Annotated in this window: 16 protein-coding genes; 5 read left to right on the top strand and 11 right to left on the bottom strand. The window is 54.6% G+C overall.

All coding sequences use genetic code 11. The features are described from left to right. Positions 1-18 precede the first annotated feature (18 nt). The gene (locus tag C813_RS14815) at positions 19-2109 is read left to right on the top strand and encodes a hypothetical protein (protein WP_017458100.1); all 2091 of its coding nucleotides are present in this window, start codon (positions 19-21) and stop codon (positions 2107-2109) included. A gap of 50 nt (positions 2110-2159) precedes the next feature. Further along, positions 2160-4349, top strand: coding sequence for a hypothetical protein (locus C813_RS13635; protein WP_017458099.1), 2190 nt, complete (start codon positions 2160-2162; stop codon positions 4347-4349). A gap of 45 nt (positions 4350-4394) precedes the next feature. On the opposite strand, the gene C813_RS12975 is transcribed toward C813_RS13635, so the two are convergent. The 5 genes from C813_RS12975 to C813_RS11670 are packed head-to-tail and all read right to left on the bottom strand — an operon-like array spanning position 4395 to position 7179. Beyond that, positions 4395-5027 carry an HrpE/YscL family type III secretion apparatus protein gene (locus tag C813_RS12975; protein ID WP_017458098.1) on the bottom strand — a complete coding sequence of 211 codons (633 nt, stop codon included), beginning with the start codon at positions 5025-5027 and terminating at the stop codon, positions 4395-4397. Beyond that, positions 5011-5592 (bottom strand): hypothetical protein, encoded by a 582-nt coding sequence (locus tag C813_RS12835; RefSeq protein WP_017458097.1) that lies wholly within the window; start codon positions 5590-5592, stop codon positions 5011-5013. Before C813_RS12835 ends, C813_RS12975 begins: the two co-directional genes overlap by 17 nt. 25 nt (positions 5593-5617) lie before the next feature. After that, a complete protein-coding gene (gene sctJ / locus C813_RS12830; protein WP_025263788.1) occupies positions 5618-6322 on the bottom strand; it encodes a type III secretion system inner membrane ring lipoprotein SctJ in 705 nt (234 codons plus the stop codon). A 14-nt stretch (positions 6323-6336) separates the two neighbouring features. After that, entirely contained in the window at positions 6337-6930 is a 594-nt protein-coding gene (locus C813_RS12500) for an EscI/YscI/HrpB family type III secretion system inner rod protein (protein ID WP_017458095.1), read from the bottom strand. A gap of 42 nt (positions 6931-6972) precedes the next feature. Next, positions 6973-7179, bottom strand: a complete 207-nt coding sequence (locus tag C813_RS11670) for a hypothetical protein (protein ID WP_025263787.1) — start codon at positions 7177-7179, stop codon at positions 6973-6975. Between the two features lie 193 nt (positions 7180-7372). Between C813_RS11670 and C813_RS11665 the strand changes: the two genes are divergently transcribed. Both C813_RS11665 and emrD read left to right on the top strand, forming a co-directional pair. Next, positions 7373-8206, top strand: a complete 834-nt coding sequence (locus C813_RS11665; protein WP_017458093.1) for a DMT family transporter — start codon at positions 7373-7375, stop codon at positions 8204-8206. A gap of 177 nt (positions 8207-8383) precedes the next feature. Further along, positions 8384-9568 (top strand): multidrug efflux MFS transporter EmrD, encoded by a 1185-nt coding sequence (gene emrD / locus C813_RS11640; protein WP_017458092.1) that lies wholly within the window; start codon positions 8384-8386, stop codon positions 9566-9568. Here the strand turns inward: emrD and C813_RS46120 are convergent. Then, the gene (locus tag C813_RS46120) at positions 9471-10559 is read right to left on the bottom strand and encodes a cellulase family glycosylhydrolase (protein ID WP_170829939.1); all 1089 of its coding nucleotides are present in this window, start codon (positions 10557-10559) and stop codon (positions 9471-9473) included. The genes emrD and C813_RS46120 overlap by 98 nt on opposite strands. Positions 10560-10705: 146 nt before the next feature. Here C813_RS46120 and dsdA point away from each other — a divergent pair, with 146 nt between their 5' ends. Then, the gene (dsdA, locus tag C813_RS08565) at positions 10706-12022 is read left to right on the top strand and encodes a D-serine ammonia-lyase (RefSeq protein ID WP_017458090.1); all 1317 of its coding nucleotides are present in this window, start codon (positions 10706-10708) and stop codon (positions 12020-12022) included. Position 12023: 1 nt separating this feature from the next. Here dsdA and C813_RS07520 read toward each other — a convergent pair whose 3' ends face one another. From C813_RS07520 to C813_RS05960, 5 genes are all read right to left on the bottom strand, one after another. Further along, positions 12024-13145, bottom strand: coding sequence for an anaerobic sulfatase maturase (locus C813_RS07520; protein ID WP_017458089.1), 1122 nt, complete (start codon positions 13143-13145; stop codon positions 12024-12026). Positions 13146-13155: 10 nt separating this feature from the next. After that, entirely contained in the window at positions 13156-13506 is a 351-nt protein-coding gene (locus C813_RS06660) for a DUF202 domain-containing protein (RefSeq protein ID WP_017458088.1), read from the bottom strand. After that, a complete protein-coding gene (locus tag C813_RS06565; protein WP_017458087.1) occupies positions 13496-13843 on the bottom strand; it encodes a YidH family protein in 348 nt (115 codons plus the stop codon). The genes C813_RS06660 and C813_RS06565 overlap by 11 nt, the downstream gene beginning before the upstream one ends. Positions 13844-13949: 106 nt before the next feature. Further along, complete coding sequence (locus tag C813_RS06055; protein ID WP_017458086.1) at positions 13950-15272, bottom strand: 6-phospho-alpha-glucosidase; 1323 nt, start codon at positions 15270-15272, stop codon at positions 13950-13952. Beyond that, the gene (locus C813_RS05960) at positions 15269-16888 is read right to left on the bottom strand and encodes an alpha-glucoside-specific PTS transporter subunit IIBC (protein ID WP_017458085.1); all 1620 of its coding nucleotides are present in this window, start codon (positions 16886-16888) and stop codon (positions 15269-15271) included. The genes C813_RS06055 and C813_RS05960 overlap by 4 nt, the downstream gene beginning before the upstream one ends. Positions 16889-16932: the final 44 nt, after the last annotated feature.

The raw sequence follows: 16932 nt of genomic DNA, 5'->3' as shown, positions 1-16932 counted from the left end.
TCGTGAAGGAGCCCTGCGATGAAAATAAACCCATTACCACCTACCATTATTAGTACGTCGGTAGAAAACGGACAAAATCCGGTAATTGAGAAAAGAAATCGCCGTGAAATTCCTACCGGCTCGTTATATACCGGCCCGCAAAATAATAACGACGACCGCCCTGTCCGCCCGGATGCCCGCTCGCTGGTATTTACTCCCGACTCACGTGGTGAAGGTTATCCAGCTGTTGAGAAACAGATTGCCGGGCAGATAATCCGCCAACGCGAAGGGCAGACCAGCGAATCCGGCTTTACCGCCTCCTACGGCGCACCTTACGAGGCGCGAAAATCCCTCCTTGCTTACGGCCTTGCGGCGGCGGGCATTCACGATCCGGCCAGCCTGCCCGATGGCGGGCGCACACAGACGACAGCACTGCTGGATAAAGTCCGCGAGCAGTATGCCGCCTCCCCGCAGGCGCACTATGACGCGCTGGGCAACACGCGCACGCCTTCCATTCTGGTGGCAGCGGCGCGGGATTTTTTCGACCAGCAAATCAACATCGGTGCGCAGTACAAAACCAACACTCACGATGACGTTCCCGGGCTCGAAGGCAAGGCGCTGGCGCAGTACAGCGATCGCGATAAAGTGCAGTCACTGCGCCATTTTGCCAGGCAACCGCTGCGCACCGAGCAGAATGAACCCACCAACGCTGAGCTGGTGATGAAAGATATTGGTGCGCTGCTGGTGCTTGACGGCATTGCCGCAGAAGTGGGTGCGATGGCGGAGTTTTTCACTGAAAAAGCGGTGACCACGGAAGGCCGAAGCGCGCTGGCTACGCTGCGCAACACCTCTGAGCAGGCGACAGCCGACGTGACAATGGCTGGAGCAACCAGTACAGCGGCAGAGGTGGCGGTAACCGGCGAAGCCAGAGGAGTAATGGCAGGGGAAACCACGGCGGCGGCAGAGAGTACAGCAGCCGGGGAAACCGGATCAGCAGCGGCAGTAAACCGGCTGCGCCCGTCGCTGGCGGGCGATATCAGCCAGTACGCGGTAAAAGATGGCGAGGCGCTACTGAAGGAGAGCCGCGCCAGCGTCGGGGGGATTCATCAGGTGAAGGACGCGGCCGGAAATGACCGTTGGCTGCTGCGATACCGCGAGGGAGCAGGTGAAAACAAAGTGTACGAAGTCGGGCAGGATTTTCGGCCAGGCGAAGGGCGGGCGCGCATTATCGACCCGCAGACCCGCCAGCCGGTACTGACAGTGCATTCGGGTAATGGCGAGTGGCAGCGCAGCGCGTTACCCGGTGGAGTCAAACTGCATACCAACACCGAACCACAAACCAGCCTTGCTGCGTCAGCCGGAACCTCCGGCGGCAGTGCGCTTTCCTCTGCTCGCCAGGAAAAATTTTCACCGGTCAGCGAAGAGCTTCGCGAGTTATATATGAGGCCTGACGAAGGACAATACCGAGCCAGAACGCCAAAAGAGAGAGCAGCCGATGAAAAAATTCTCCTGAATTTGAATTCGGTAAAAAACAGGCAAGAGTCAGGTATCCTTGCGGAATATATTGAAGGGGGTGATGGCACTTACCGCACTATCAATAATCATCTGCGCCATATTAGCCCTTCAGCCGAAGGGGAAACGCTGGCAACAGAATTAAAAGCAGCCGTATCTAAACTAAATAATTATGACGCACCAGCATACCGGGCGGCGACAATTCCTGCGGGTACGTATGGCACCAAAATAAAAGTCAACGATGTAGTGACCGATACGGGGTTTATGTCCGCATCCGCATTACCACAGAACTCAATAAAATGGCTTGAGACATGGACTGGACAATTCAAAATGCAGTCTACTGAAAACGTGCTTTTTATTTTAGATAAAACCACACCGAAAAAAATGGCTGCCGGAGGAATGCTATCCGATCATATTTTAGTTACCCCCAACACCCCATTAAAAGTTAAAGAAATTCACGTCCTCGAAGGAAATGCATCACGCGACCCCATAACCATTGTCAGATTGAAAGATGCAGAACACCCTTTCAGGCATGATATTAAGAATATTTTTTCCGGAAATATTGAATTACCCGCCGTCGACGTGCCATTCCTGAAAAAATTAGGTATGCGTCATTAATTTGACGACCAGTAGTACGACATCTTTTTATTTATGCAAAAGAGGTGGTTATGAAAATCGATCCTGTATCAATTCCTGTATTTCCCCAGCCAATAACCCGCGAGGAAACTTCCGCCAAAAACAAACGCGAAATCCCCACCGGCTCGTTATATACCGGGACGGGAAATAATAATGATGACCGTGTCGCGCGCCCTGATGTCCGCACCCTGCGTTTTACCACCGATGCACGCGGTGAGGGTTACCCGACGCTGGAAAAACAGATTGCCGGGCAAATGATCCGCCAGCGCGAAGGCCAGAGCAGCGAATCCGGCTTTACCGCCTCCTATGGCGCGCCTTACGAGGCGCGAAAATCCCTTCTCGCTTATGGCCTTGCGGCAGCGGGCATTCACGATCCGGCTGACCTGCCCGCCGACTGGTACAAACAGCCCCGGGCACTGGCGGATTTGCAGGACAGCGTTCGCGGGCAGTATGCCGCCAGCGCCAGGACGCATTTTGATGCGCAGGGCAACGCGCGGGAACCGACGCTGCTGGTGGCGGCGGCGCGGGATTTTTTCGACCAGCAGATCAATACCGGCGCGCAGTACAAAACCAATACCCAGAACGATATCCCTGGCCTTGAAGGTAAGGCGCTGGCGCACTACAGCGACCAGGATAAGGTGCAGGCACTGCGCCATTTTGTCGGGCAGCCGCTGCGTACCGAACAGAATGAACCGTCGAATGCTGAGCTGTTTATGAAGGATATCGGCACGCTGCTGGTGCTGGACGGTCTTGCCGCCGATGCCAGTGCGATGGCGGAACTCTTCAGCGAGGAAGCGCTGTCCAGCGAAGGCGCTGCGCTTGCCGGAATGCGCAGCGCCCCGGAAGAGGTTCTGACGGAAGAAGCCGGGACGGAAGCGGGTATCGCGGCGGAGGTGAACCGCCTGCGCCCTTCGCTGGCAGGTGATATTCGCCAATACGCGTTGCAGGATGGCGAGACGCTGCTGAAAGAGAGCCAGGCCGGCGCGGGCGGGATTCACCAGGTGAAAGACGCCGCCGGGAATGACCGCTGGCTGCTGCGTTACCGCGCCGCAGAAGGGGAAAGCCAGGTGTACGAAGTCAGCCCGGATTTCCGCGCAGCCGAAGGCCGGGCGCGCATTATCGATCCAGCGACACGCAAACCGGTGCTCACGGTGGAATCCGCCGGCGGCGAGTGGCAGCGCAGCGGGTTGCCGGGCGGGATCAGCCCCCCATTTTTAAACGCACCTGCTCAGCAAATGTATGGCAACCCGCGCGCCGGGCTGGCTGAAGCGCGCCGTGATGCCGCACTTTCCCGCCCGACGCCGATGGATGTCGATTCGCAACCCGGCACCTCAACGTCCGGCAGCGTATCGCCAACCGATCGCCCGCTTGATTTAAGCCTGCCGCGATCGCGGCCAGATTCGCGCGCCTCCTCCCCGGTGACACTGGAAAGCAGCCTGCCGCCAACGCCTGCGACACCGGTATTCGATGCGACGGCAAGCCGTTCAGCATCACCGGCGTCGCCCTTCTCACCCGCGCTTTCAGAAGAGGTGTCCACAACCGGCCTCCCCCGCACGCCCGGCGCTTCACTGTTTGGGGAGGAGAGCAAAAGCCCCTCGCTTGCCGGCGCTTCGCCTGCGCGAAACACTGAGTCCCCCATTTCGGGTTTGAGTTCACGAAGCAGCTCCCCCGCGTCGGTGGTGACGTCCGGGGCGGAACACTCTCCTTATGCCGACAACGGGATTACGGTTAACCCATGGGCACCGAATATCCAGTTACCTTCTGGAAGCTATCTCAATGACCGGGGTTACATTGAGCGAGCTGATTTTACAAAGTTGTACCGGGTGGAGAAGAGTGATCGCGTGGTACGGCGCGGCGATCCGCAACAGGTAGGTTTTCGTGACGGGAATTACTTTGCCGGGGTAGAGAAAATGATGTCCGGCCCGGTGGTGTTTGTTGCGCGCACGCGGGAAGGCGCGGAGCGCTTCGGCCGGGGCGAGTTTGGCGGCGTTTTCCACCTTTATGAGATTGACGCCAAAGGGATTCCCGGTGTCTCACTGCGGGAAAACGTTGAGCATAATGAGCGCTATATGGAGCTGGCAAATACCACACCGCCGGGGTATATCGCCATGCTGCGTGAAAAGAACCGTCTGGAAAGATTTGGCGATTACGCCTGGTCATTCGATGAGGTCCATCTGGCCAATAACCTGGTGACGCCGGATAAAATCACCAAAATTTACTAACGTTGATTGCCTGGCAGAGCCATTACTTGTGCGGTAATGGCTCTTTTATTTCATAGTATTATCTATTTGCTGATCGTTTGGCGGAACACTCGCGTTGATAGCCGCGATAAAACTCTCGCTGAATGTCTGCCAACTCAGAGTAAAACTGCCGTGAGTGCTTTTCAGACACACCTCATCTTTGGCCTGCTGGCTATCGCTTACCAGCGACCAGCGCAGATCGGTATGTTGTGCTAAATAGTCCGCAGCTTGCGCATATTGCCGGGGATTAACGAATAACCGTGCTGCAATGCTTGTTTCTGTGTGCTTTTTCAGTTGGTTAAGTAAGGCTTCGAGGCGAGCTTTGCCAGGCTTTTTGGCAAACGCGAGTTCCAGTGCCTGCGCCAGCAACGCTTTTGCGACATCGACGGTGCAGCGGCGCATCTCTTCACGTTCTTTTTCCCAGTCATCAAGGATGACTCGCGCCTGTGCCCACAGCGCTGTCGAGACCTCTTCATAGGCCTGCTGACGAAGCTGTTCTGCGGTGAGTTGCGCCTGTTTTATTACCTCCCCGGCGCGAAGATGCGCGTTATCCATTACCGCGTCGGACAAGCAAAAGTTGGCGACATCCTCTTTGCGGATCACCGGTTGTCGCACCAGCGAAATACCGGCAAGCGGGCTGATTTTATGCATTGTCAGCATGGCTGTTTTCCCGTTGGCTTTCGCGCTGCATCCAGGCGAGAACCGCCACCCAGAGTGCGGAAAGTTTTTGTGGCGCAAGGGTGATGGCAACCTGCCGTTCGATCACTTCAACGTTTTCCTTCGGCAAAGAAAAACGCATTCGTGACCAGACAGGTTCGCCAACCCAGCCACGGAGCAAGATGATTCCGGTAATTTCCGGATCGGACGAGAGAGGTGGCATCCACAAGCCTGGTTTTAACCCCATAGCCAACCGGCGGCACCATTGCTGAGCATCTGGAGACAAAAAATGATAGACCGATGATGGGTCAGCCACGCAGACACAAAAAAGAGCTTCAAATAATAAAACGCGCTGGTGTTGTAATAGTTCAATGACGTTAATAAACGCCTCTGTGGGTTCAGGAATCGCCGTAGGTTTGACACCAAAAAGGTTATCAATCCAGAGCCTTTGGTGTGTTTCCGCATAAGTGATAACCGCGTGGATAATGTTTAGCTCTTCCGGCAACGGCCAACTGTGATGACGTTTATGACGCCAGCCATTGCGCCACCAGTGAATCCATCGCAGCATGAAAATCCCTTTAATGAAATTGATGTCATTTTTTCTGTATAAAGAAATAAAGCGACGCAAGTAAGCAGAGACCACCCAGAAAATACAATATCATGGTGTTTGGCTTTTTATTTTCCGGCGCAATACCTTGCGCTTTATATTCCTCTGTGGGGATAAAAGAAATAGACAATTTTTTATCATCGGCATCCACCATTCCCGGAATACTGCTGAGCGCCATTCGCCTGATAACGGGTTGTAATTTTTCCACACGAATATCCCGGTTATATTTAATAAATACCGCCGCTGAGGCAGGTTGTATTGGCTCGCCCGCTGAGATACGTTCAGGCAGAACAATATGTACTCTTGCCATAATAACGCCATCGATTTGCGATAACGTAAACTCAAGCTCCTGAGATAAGGCATAAATATAACGCACGCGTTCTTCAAGCGGTGATGAAATCATCCCTTCCTTACGAAAAACATCTCCCAGGCTAACATAGCTCTGGGAGGGCAATCCTGCGGAATGTAATATTTTCACAGCTTCAGGAAGATCGGACATAGATATCGAAACGGAATAACCCGTTTTATCCGAACGCTTTGCGGCCTCAATACCTTTGTCCTTGAGTTCTGCAACGATGGCGTTAGCCGCTGGCTCAGCAAGCCCCTGATATAACGCCAGTTCACCCTGGCACCCGGAGAGGAAGATGACCAGTAATAACAAGGTGATGGCGTTAATTGCTCTTATTAACATAATGGCTTTTATCGTTATTGCAGGTTAGTCATTCGCTCCACGCTGCTGGTCATTTTACTGATCATTTTCGAGACAAACTGGTTATTTAAATAATAGTTCGACATCGACCGGTTGGCTTTCAGTACATCAAAAGGATCATTGCTCCCGGAAGCCGATTTTAAATCTCGCCCCGCCTGCCTGGAGAGTTTTTCTAACATATCAGATAACTGGCGCAGGATAGATTTAGTATCGGTATTGCAATCATTTCGATCATTGCCCGGCCGGTGGTGGTTATTTGTACCGGAACAGTTATTCCCGTTATTGCCTGGTCGATTGCAACTATTCCAGTTATTATCAGGGCGGTTGCAACCATCCCAGTTATTATTTGGCTTATGACAGTTGTTGCTGGGTTTATTGCAGTTATTCCAGTCGTTGTTTGGCTTATTGCAATGATTCCAGTCGTTATCGGGTTTATGACAGTTTTTACCATCGTCTGGTTTACAGCAGGTATTATTATTTTCAGGCGGCTTAGGGGTAGAACCGCAGCGCGTTAACACATTATTGTTTTGCTGAAAAACAACCTGTGGGTTGCTTACCATATTTAAAGCTGCTCTGGTAATAAAACACATAGAATACTCCTTTATCGCACAGTGCTATTTTATTAACGCCATTCAATATTGAATAGCTTTACCCGCCTGCTGCATTGAGTTTTGCGCTTTTGTCGACGAATCGATTAACGAACTGGTAATACCGTTAACGGTATCGGTGATCATTTTGGCTGACTGCGCCTGGGCGTTCATCATGGTTGTCGCAGCGGAAACCATATCCAGTTGTCCCATGGACGCTAAAGACGCGCCCATCGAAGCTCCTCCGGCCATAACGTTTTCTCCTTATTGATGAGTAGTGACTTGGGGTTGTTACGATTTATTGGTGGCGCCTTTTTATAAAACTGTTCACTTTTCGCGAGACGTTTTTAACTGTTTAGCGCGCCATTTGCGGAGATCTGGTTAGCTGGCTTCCATTGCGCTGATCATGTTACATTTTGGTGACATTCCATCCACATGTGCCGCTATGACCCTCTCTGTATTTTGTATTCTGCTGTTCGCCGCGTTGCTGCATGCCAGCTGGAACGCGATAGTGAAAGCGGGCAGCGATAAGCTCTATTCGGCCATTGCCGTCAGTGGTTCCGCTGCATTAATCGCACTGATTTTGCTGCCTTTTTCTCCGCAGCCAACACTTGCCAGCGCACCTTATCTCATTGCCAGTTGCGCCTTGCAGGTGATCTACACGGTGCTGGTCGCCAAAACCTATCAGGTGGCGGATATGAGCCAGACCTACCCGCTGATGCGCGGCACCGCGCCGCTGCTGGTGGCGATAATCAGCGTGTTGTGGCTTGGCGATTCGCTCTCCAGCATGGCCTGGGGCGGGATTGCGGTGATCTGCCTGTCGATTCTCGGCATGGCGTTCAATGGCCGCAGCCAGTCGCGTAAAGGCATCTGGCTGGCGTTACTCAACTCCTGCTTTATCGCCGGTTATACACTGGTGGATGGCACCGGTGTGCGCCTCGCCGGGTCGGCGCTCGGTTACACGCTGTGGACATTCTTTATGAACGGCTTCTGCCTGCTGGTGTGGGCAATGCTGGCGCGCCGACAAGAAGTGACGCGTTATCTGGCGGCAAACTGGAAAAAAGGATTGCCCGGCGGCATCGGCACGATGGGTTCCTATGGGCTGGCGCTGTGGGCCATGACACAAGCGCCGCTGGCGATAGTGGCGGCACTGCGCGAAACCTCGATTCTCTTCGGCGCGCTGCTGGCATTTTTATTGCTCAATGAGAAAGTCGCCGGACTGCGAATCATCGCTGCCTGCGGTATTGCCGTCGGGGCAATTTTACTGCGTCTTGCATAAGACAAACTGGCAACAAAAGTTGCCGAAAATTGTTTACAAAACCTGCCTGGCGCAGCATCGCCTTTGCTGTGCCGCATAGTGGTTCTGTCATCTGTCTGTGATAGATTCCTCCCGCATAAAGGCTTAATTGCAGCCATATATTCTTTAATTCCCCAATTTTTTAAAGTAATCATCGAGATGAAAAGGCAAAGAAACGTCAATTTGCTGTTGATGCTGGTGCTTCTGGTCGCCGTCGGACAAATGGCGCAAACCATTTATATTCCGGCTATTGCCGATATGGCGCGCGATTTAAACGTGCGTGAAGGCGCGGTACAGAGCGTGATGGCGGCTTATCTGCTGACTTATGGCGTCTCGCAGCTGTTTTACGGCCCACTGGCGGACAGAATTGGGCGCAGGCCGGTGATCCTCGCCGGGATGACCATTTTTATGCTGGCGACGCTGATTGCTATCTCCACGCACAGCCTGACGGTGCTCATTCTGGCCAGCGCCTTGCAGGGCATTGGTACCGGCGTCGGTGGCGTGATGGCGCGAACCCTGCCGCGTGACCTTTATGCGGGTACGGAGCTGCGCCACGCCAACAGCCTGCTGAACATGGGGATTCTGGTCAGCCCGTTACTGGCTCCGCTGATTGGTGGCGTGCTGAACACGCTGGTGAACTGGCGCGCCTGTTTTATTTTCCTGCTGGCACTCTGTGCGTTTGTCACTTACAGCATGGCGCGCTGGATGCCGGAAACCCGCCCAACGGACGCGCCGCGTATCCGGCTTATCGCCAGCTATAAAACGCTATTCGGTAACGGCGCGTTTAACTGCTATCTGCTGATGTTGATTGGCGGTCTGGCAGGGATTGCGGTGTTTGAAGCCTGTTCCGGCGTATTGATGGGCGGCGTTCTTGGCCTCAACAGCATGACGGTCAGCGTACTGTTTATCCTGCCGATTCCGGCGGCGTTTTTCGGCGCATGGTTTGCCGGACGGCAGAATAAGCGCTTCACCACGCTGATGTGGCAGTCGGTGATTAGCTGTCTGGCGGCCGGTATTCTGATGTGGATCCCCGGTTTGCTGGGCGTGATGAACATCTGGACGCTGGTGGTTCCCGCCGCGCTATTCTTCTTTGGTGCCGGGATGCTGTTCCCGCTGGCAACCAGCGGTGCGATGGAGCCGTTCCCGTTTCTCGCCGGAACGGCAGGGGCGCTGGTCGGTGGCTTGCAGAATATCGGCTCCGGCGGGCTGGCGTGGCTTTCGTCACAACTGCCGCAGAATAGCCAGTTTAGCCTTGGGATGCTGATGACGCTGGCCGGGCTTTTGATCCTGTTGTGCTGGCTGCCGCTGGCGTCGCGTTTTGCTCGCCACGAACCGGCGATTTAACATCATGATGGCCCGGCTTCGCGTCGGGCTTGCAGCAATCTGGCGCGATCATCACCTTCAGTAATGGCTCCGGCGCGGGTCGCCATGCGCCCTCTTCACCGTCATAAAATTGCGTATCGGTGTTAATCGCGTAAGGGATTTTCACCTTGTTCAGCTCGCAAGCCATAAAACGGGCAAACGCCAGCTGCGACTCGGTTGGCGCGCTTTTCATTGACTCGCCGACTGCCCAACCGCCAACCCAACTGGTATGGCCCGTTTTCTGCTGCCAGCGTACAGCGGTGTTGATACGTGCACGAATGGCGGCTTTTTCCGCCGCCGTGCCGGATGTCCACGGGTATTTGCCGTTCGCTTTTAGCGGTCCCCAGGGAAAGATGTGCCATTCGGCGAGCAGGAAATTCTGGCTATGCGGCGGCAGCTTCAGCGAAGGCAGATCTTCAGGGGCGGCACGCATTCGCGGCGCGATAAAAATCATGCGCTGCGGATCGATATCATGCAGCGTTCTGACAACGTTTTCATAGGCGCGATTTAACGCAGACAGGTCGTGGTTAAGTTTATCGGCCGGTTCATAAATCACATCAAAACCGAGCGTCGGGTGGTCGGTACCAAAAAAGGTGCCGACGGTTTTCCACCACACCACCAGTTGCGCTTCATTTTTGGCGTCAGGATCGGCTTTAAAGCTATCCGCCTGGTAAGCAATAATCGGAATTACGCCATACGCTTCACAGGCTTCCACCAGTTTTCGCAGATGGATTAGACGCGCTTCGGTCATGTTATCGGCAACGCGAATACGCACATGGCGAATGCCCGCCTCGTAGAAATCACGCACCACCAGCGGGTCAAACTCACGAATTCCCCGGTCGGTACGCGCCCAATCGACATCCATCCCCACACCCAACTGCTGCGCGTAATGCGCCGCTGTCAGCGGAGTATCAGCGGCAAACGCAGAGGTTCCCGCCAGCAGCATAGCAACAGCAATCAGTGGCTTTAACACAGTTAACCTTGTGAAAATTGGGGGCGAATACATGTATTTAGCATGCTTTGCGGCAAAACGTAATAAATTCTCACCACGTCTGCACACTTGCACCGACGGCGTATTCCTGTTTTCTTTAACCATCCGCTTTCGATGATGAAGAACCGATGAAAAACGCCGACCTCCAGAAGCTCATCCAGCACGACCCGCTAGTGCAACGCCTTATTGATTTGCAAGAAACGCGCTGGTTTAACCCTAATACTACCTCGGTTGCCGAGGCTTTGCCGCATGTTGGTCTGACACCGCAAGATGTGAGCGACGCGCACGCCCGCCTGACCCGCTTTGCGTCTTTTATTGCGAAAGCGTTTCCGGAAACCGCTGCCAGCGGCGGCATCATTGAATCCGACGTGATACCGATCCCGGCAATGCAGCACCGTCTGGGGCAAACCATCACCGGTGAGCTATGGCTGAAAAAAGACAGCCACTTGCCGATTTCGGGATCTATCAAAGCGCGCGGCGGCATTTATGAAGTGCTGACCCATGCGGAAAAACTCGCTTTCGCCGCCGGTTTGCTGACGCCGCAAGACGATTACAGCCGCCTGCTCTCGCCGGAATTCACTCGCTTTTTTAGCCAGTACAGTATCGCCGTCGGTTCGACCGGCAACCTCGGGCTGTCGATTGGCATTATCAGTGCGCGCCTCGGTTTTCGCGTAACAGTACATATGTCTGCTGATGCCCGCGCCTGGAAAAAAGCCCTGCTGCGCTGCCATGGGGTGAACGTGGTGGAGTATGCCGAAGATTACGGTGTTGCCGTTGAGCAAGGGCGCCGCGCGGCACAAGCGGACGCGAACTGCTTTTTTATTGATGATGAAAACTCGCGCACGCTGTTCCTCGGCTATGCCGTCGCCGGGCAGCGCCTGAAAGATCAGTTTGCCCGCATCGGTAAAGTGGTCGATAAAGACCATCCGCTGTTTGTCTATCTTCCCTGCGGCGTTGGCGGCGGCCCTGGCGGTGTGGCGTTCGGCCTGAAGCTGGCGTTTGGTGATGATGTGCACTGTATTTTTGCCGAACCGACGCATTCGCCGTGCATGCTGCTTGGCATATACACCGGTCTGCATGACGGTATTGCGGTGCAGGATTTAGGCATTGATAACCAGACCGCCGCTGATGGGCTGGCCGTCGGGCGCGCGTCGGGTTTTGTTGGCCGCGCCATGGAACGCCTGCTGGACGGCTTTTATACCGTCGATGACCAAACACTTTATAACCTGCTGGGGTTACTGGCGCAGGAAGAGAACATTTTACTGGAACCGTCGGCGCTGGCAGGCATGCCGGGGCCGAAACAGATCAGTGAAGCGCGCGATTACCATCAGCTTCACGGCTTTAGCCAGGCGCAACTGGCGCAAGCCACCCATCTGGTGTGGGCGACGGGCGGCGGTATGGTTCCGGCAGAAGAGATGACGCAATACCTGGCGAACGCGCGCTGATTCAGCGGTGGTTGCGCATAAAAGACATTAACTCCATCGGTGAACGCCGCTGTTTAAGCAGGTCACGCATAACGCGCATATGCGGCGCGGTATGGTTGAAAAAGTGCAAGTAGCCGTGGCATAACGCACTTTTTCCCTGCACAAAGCGGTGCTTCGGGCAGTCGCCCTGGCAAAAGCGCAGCACATCGCAACGGCGGCAGTCATCGTGCAGGGTGTTTTTATTGCTCTGCCCCAAAACGACAGCCTCGTGGTTGAGATTCATCTCTTCAATTGGAATGGGGGGCAAGTTGTCAGGCTGACAGGCCGGGTAAACGTAGTGATAGCACTGGTATCGATCGCCGTTCGCGTCCAGCGCCAAGGCGTGACCGCAGGTTTCGCCGATGGGACAGATTTGCGACGGGTCACCACGCCAGACGCCGAGCGTTGAATCAAATAACTGAACATAAACCCGGCCAATATCCTCGCGTACCCAGCAATCAAAAACCGTGATCAGGAAACGCCCCCACGTCTCGCCGCTCACCGATTCCGCCGTTAAATTTCCCTGCTCATCCTGTTCCACCAGCGGGATAAACTGCAAAAACGGCGTACCGAGCGAGCGCAGGTACTGGTACAAGCGCTGCGGCTGCTGGCTGTTGAGGTTGTTAACGATGCAGAGCAGCTTGTATTCCACGCCGTGTTTCGCCAGCCGTTGAATCGCGTTGATGACGTTATGGTGTGACGGCGTGCCGCTACGGTTAACGCGGTAAGCGTTATACATCTCTGCCGGGCCATCAATAGAGATACCGACTAACCAGCCGTGCTCGCGAAAGAAGCGACACCAGGCATCGTTCAGCAAAATCCCGTTAGTTTGAAAGGCATTTTCGATTCGTTTGCCATTAGCGAACTTCGCCTGGAACGCAGCAACCCGACGAAAGAAATCCAACCCGCTGAGGGTGAGTTCACCACCTTGCCAGGCAAACGGCACGACATTGCCCGGTTGGGCGTCGATCTGCTGGCGAATAAACGCCTGCAGCGTGGCATCATCCATAACCTTTTGTTGCTGCTTTTCAATGTAACAGCAGTAGCGGCAGTGAAGAGTGCAGCGAGAACTGGCGGGCTTGGCCATAACGTGGCAGCCTGGCATGCGGTGTTCCTCAGAAAATCAGGAGTAATTGACGGATATGCGTTACAGCAAACAGTAATGCGAGGGAGAGCACCGCGAGGGAGATCAACAATTTGTCACGAACCGCGCCAGATAAGACGAAATCACTTTTGTTCACATCCATTAAGATACGTTTATGTGTGTAGCGCCAGAGCAGAAGCGCCACACACAGGAGTACCGCCAGCGAGATCCAAAACGGTAGCCCCGAATGCTGCCAGTTATGTCTGACCGCCAGCGCCATCAGCGCGCCGTAGCCGAACAACGTGCGCAGCCACGCCAGCGACGTGCGTTCCGGCTGCAGGCCGGGATCTTTTTCGCGGCGTGCTTTACGGTTATCCGCCATAGAAAACCAGCACCATCACCACCAGCGCAACCGCCAGCAGAATAACGCTTATCACCAGCAGCGCGCGGGTGTAAGGCAGATCCTCTTTCAGGCGCATCGCTTTTTCATTGCCCAGCCAGCGCAGATAGCCATACAACGCCAGCCCGCCTGCGAAGAGACACAGTAGCAGCGCCAGCACTTCGCGAATCAGCGGCGTGGCAAATTCCGGTGCTAACTGATCCAGACCCACACCGGCCGCCAGAAAACCAAGCGCCGTGCGGATCCATGCAAGGAAAGTACGTTCGTTCGCCAGTGAGAAGCGGTAGTCCGGCGCTTCGCCGACGCGGGAGATTTTCATGGAGGCTCCTTGTTGCTCTACTGGTCAACAAAGTAGCGGATACGGTGAATTTTTTCGACACGTTTCAGAGTAAGGACCGGCATCCTGACGATGCCGGTCGCGGGGATTAATGCAACTCAGGCCAGAACGCTTTATTGGCTTCGACTAAATCATCCAGAATGGCTTTAGCGACAGAAGCGCTGGGGACGGTTTTCGATAACGTGATCGCCTGCCATAACTTCTGATAAGAGCGCTGTTCCCAGGCATCGACCACCAGTTTTTCAACGGCAACCTGCTGGCTCATCAGCCCTTTCTGGAAATGGGGGATATCGCCAACCGTGAGCGGTTGCGGGCCGTTTTTACCCACCAGGCAGGGGATCTCCACCATCGCGTCAGCGTCAAAGTTATGGATCGCGCCGTTGTTCGGCACAATCAGCAGCATGCGCTCCTGAGTATTGAAGGCGATGGCGGTCGCTAGATCGACGATATACGACGCATGTTCGTCGATTTCCAGCTCACCGGCCGATGATTTACCCGCTTCGATAATGGCGCGACAGGAGCCAAACACCTGCTTTTCACGGTGATCCATCACTTCATTGGCGCGGGTACGTTCAGGATTGGAGTGCGCCACCACATAATCCGGGAAGAGGTAATACTTCAGATAGGTGTTCGGCATGGTATCCGGGTCAAGCGCCTGCACATCTTTCGCCTTAGCGAACGTATCGTTCCAGCTTGCTTCGGTATGTTCATCTTTTGCAGGTGGTACATAGCCGTTTTTCGCCACATATTCGCGTAATTTCTGCATCAAATCGTTGCCGTCCAAATCTTCAATCGATGTCCACCAGCCGAAGTGGTTGAGCCCGTAATAGCGCACCCGCATCTGTTTGCGATCCTGCAGACCCACAATCTGCGCCATGCGCCCTTCAATGCCGATGGGCATATCGCAGATATTGAGGATTTTGGCTTGTGGACGCAGGCGGCGCGTCGATTCCGCCACGATCGCGGCCGGGTTGGAGTAGTTCAGCATCCATGCGTTCGGGGAGTATTTTTCCATATAGTCCACCAGCTCCAGCACGCCGCCAATCGAGCGCATGCCGTAAGCAATGCCGCCAGGCCCACAGGTTTCCTGGCCGACAACACCGTGGCGCAACGGGATTTTTTCATCCTGTTCGCGCATTGGATATTTGCCGACGCGAATGTGCGCCATCACAAAGTCGACATCGGTAAAGGCCGCTTGCGGATCGGTGGTGTAGCTAAATTCAATATCCGGTGCCTGCTCCCGCAGGATGATTTTGCAGGCTTCAGCGATAGTTTCCTGGCGCGCGCCGTCATTGTCATAGAACTTCAGCGTCCGCAGCGGAAAACGATCGCGATTAGCCAGTAACATCAATACGATACCCGGCGTAAAGGTGCTGCCGCCACCGGCAATAACAACGGAGAATTTTTTCATGATACAGCCTCTGTCATGGTAGATGGTTCGGGGATTAAAGGGGTTTTCATTAACGATTCGATTTGGTCGCGCACCTGCGGGACATGCAGCCCGACAATCACCTGGATACCGTTGCCGCGACGCACCACACCGTGCGCACCCAGTGCTTTAAAGACGTCATCACTTTGCGTTTTCGCCATATCGATCAGCGCGATACGCAGCCTTGTGGCACAGTTATTCACGCTTTCAATATTTGCGCTGCCACCCAGCGCCTGCAGGAAACCGGCTGCCTGACCGAGTTGGGTATTCGCTGCCGCCGCCGTGGTTTGCCCGCGCGCGGCTTTGTAGTCGGCTTTGCTGTAGAGTTTAATTTCGCTCTCTTCCCGGCCCGGGGTTTTCAGGTTAAAGCGCACAATCAATGTGCGGAAAACCACGAAGTAGAGCGCGGTAAAGCACAGACCAATAGCGATTTGGGTGAACACCATCGCCGCATGGTTATGGAACATCGGGATCCAGTTTTGTGGCAGGAACTGGTCGAGCAACCCGCCGCCCATGTTGCCGACGACGCCGAAGCTGTACATCACCGTCGCCATGGACGCGGCGAGTACCGCGTGAACGGCGAACAGCAGCGGCGAGATAAACAGGAAGGTAAATTCCAGCGGTTCGGTAATGCCCACCAGTACAGCAGTGAGTGTGGCGGGGATCAGCAGGCCGGCAACTTTGACGCGGTTTTCCGGCGCAGCGGTGTACCACAATGCCAGCGCGATACCGACAGAACCGAAAACTTTCGAGTTACCGTGCAGCGCAAACCCACCTTCCGGAAACAAGGCTTTCAGCGGCTCGGTGCTCTGGCTGAATTCTTGTAAGTGCTGCGCCCAGTAAATCTGGATCCCGCCTTCCACCGCCGCCGGGCCGAAGATAAACGGACCATAGACAAAGTGGTGCAACCCGGTCGGGATCAGAATGCGTTCCAGGAAGGTATAAACCCACACGCCCAGCGCACCGGCAGAGCGTAAAAAGGCCTGTAAGGATTCAATGCCCAACTGCACTTTTGGCCAGCCGAGTAGGGTTAACCACGCGCAGGGGATCATCACCAGAAAGGCGATAATCACCACAAACGACGTCCCCTGGAAAATCCCCAGAAAGACCGGTAATGGCTTTTCAAAGAAACGGTTATGAATGGCGGTGACAATCCCGGAAATCACGATCGCGCCAATAATGCTGGTATCGAGTGTTTTAATTCCGGCGATCAGCGTAAGACCGCTGCCTGCGGTCGGTTCAGCGGAGAAATCCACGCCAAAGAAGTGACCCCAGGTCATCCCCATGGCGTTGATAAAGTAGTTCCAGGTTAAAAAGCTGATCAGCACCGCGAGGCAAGCGCGGCCCTGCGCTTGTTTTGCCAGGCCAATCGGTAAGCCAACGGCGAACAGCAGCGGCATATTGCGAAACACGGTCCAGCCACCCTCTTCGATAATATGCACAATCTGCGCGAAGAGGTTATCGGGCGCGGTTAAGGCTTCGCCGACGAAAAGCGGGTTGCGCAGCATAATAGCGATACCCACCACCATGCCCGCAAAGGGAAAAAGCAGCACCGGGGTAAACATTGCGCCGCCGAAACGTTGTATTTGACTGAGCATTTTTAAATCCTCATGAAACAACCTGTAGGGGAGAGGCCTTGTTA

It is taken from the genome of Kosakonia sacchari SP1, assembly GCF_000300455.3.
Lineage (GTDB): Bacteria > Pseudomonadota > Gammaproteobacteria > Enterobacterales > Enterobacteriaceae > Kosakonia > Kosakonia sacchari.
This window is presented reverse-complemented; position numbering and strand designations above follow the sequence as displayed.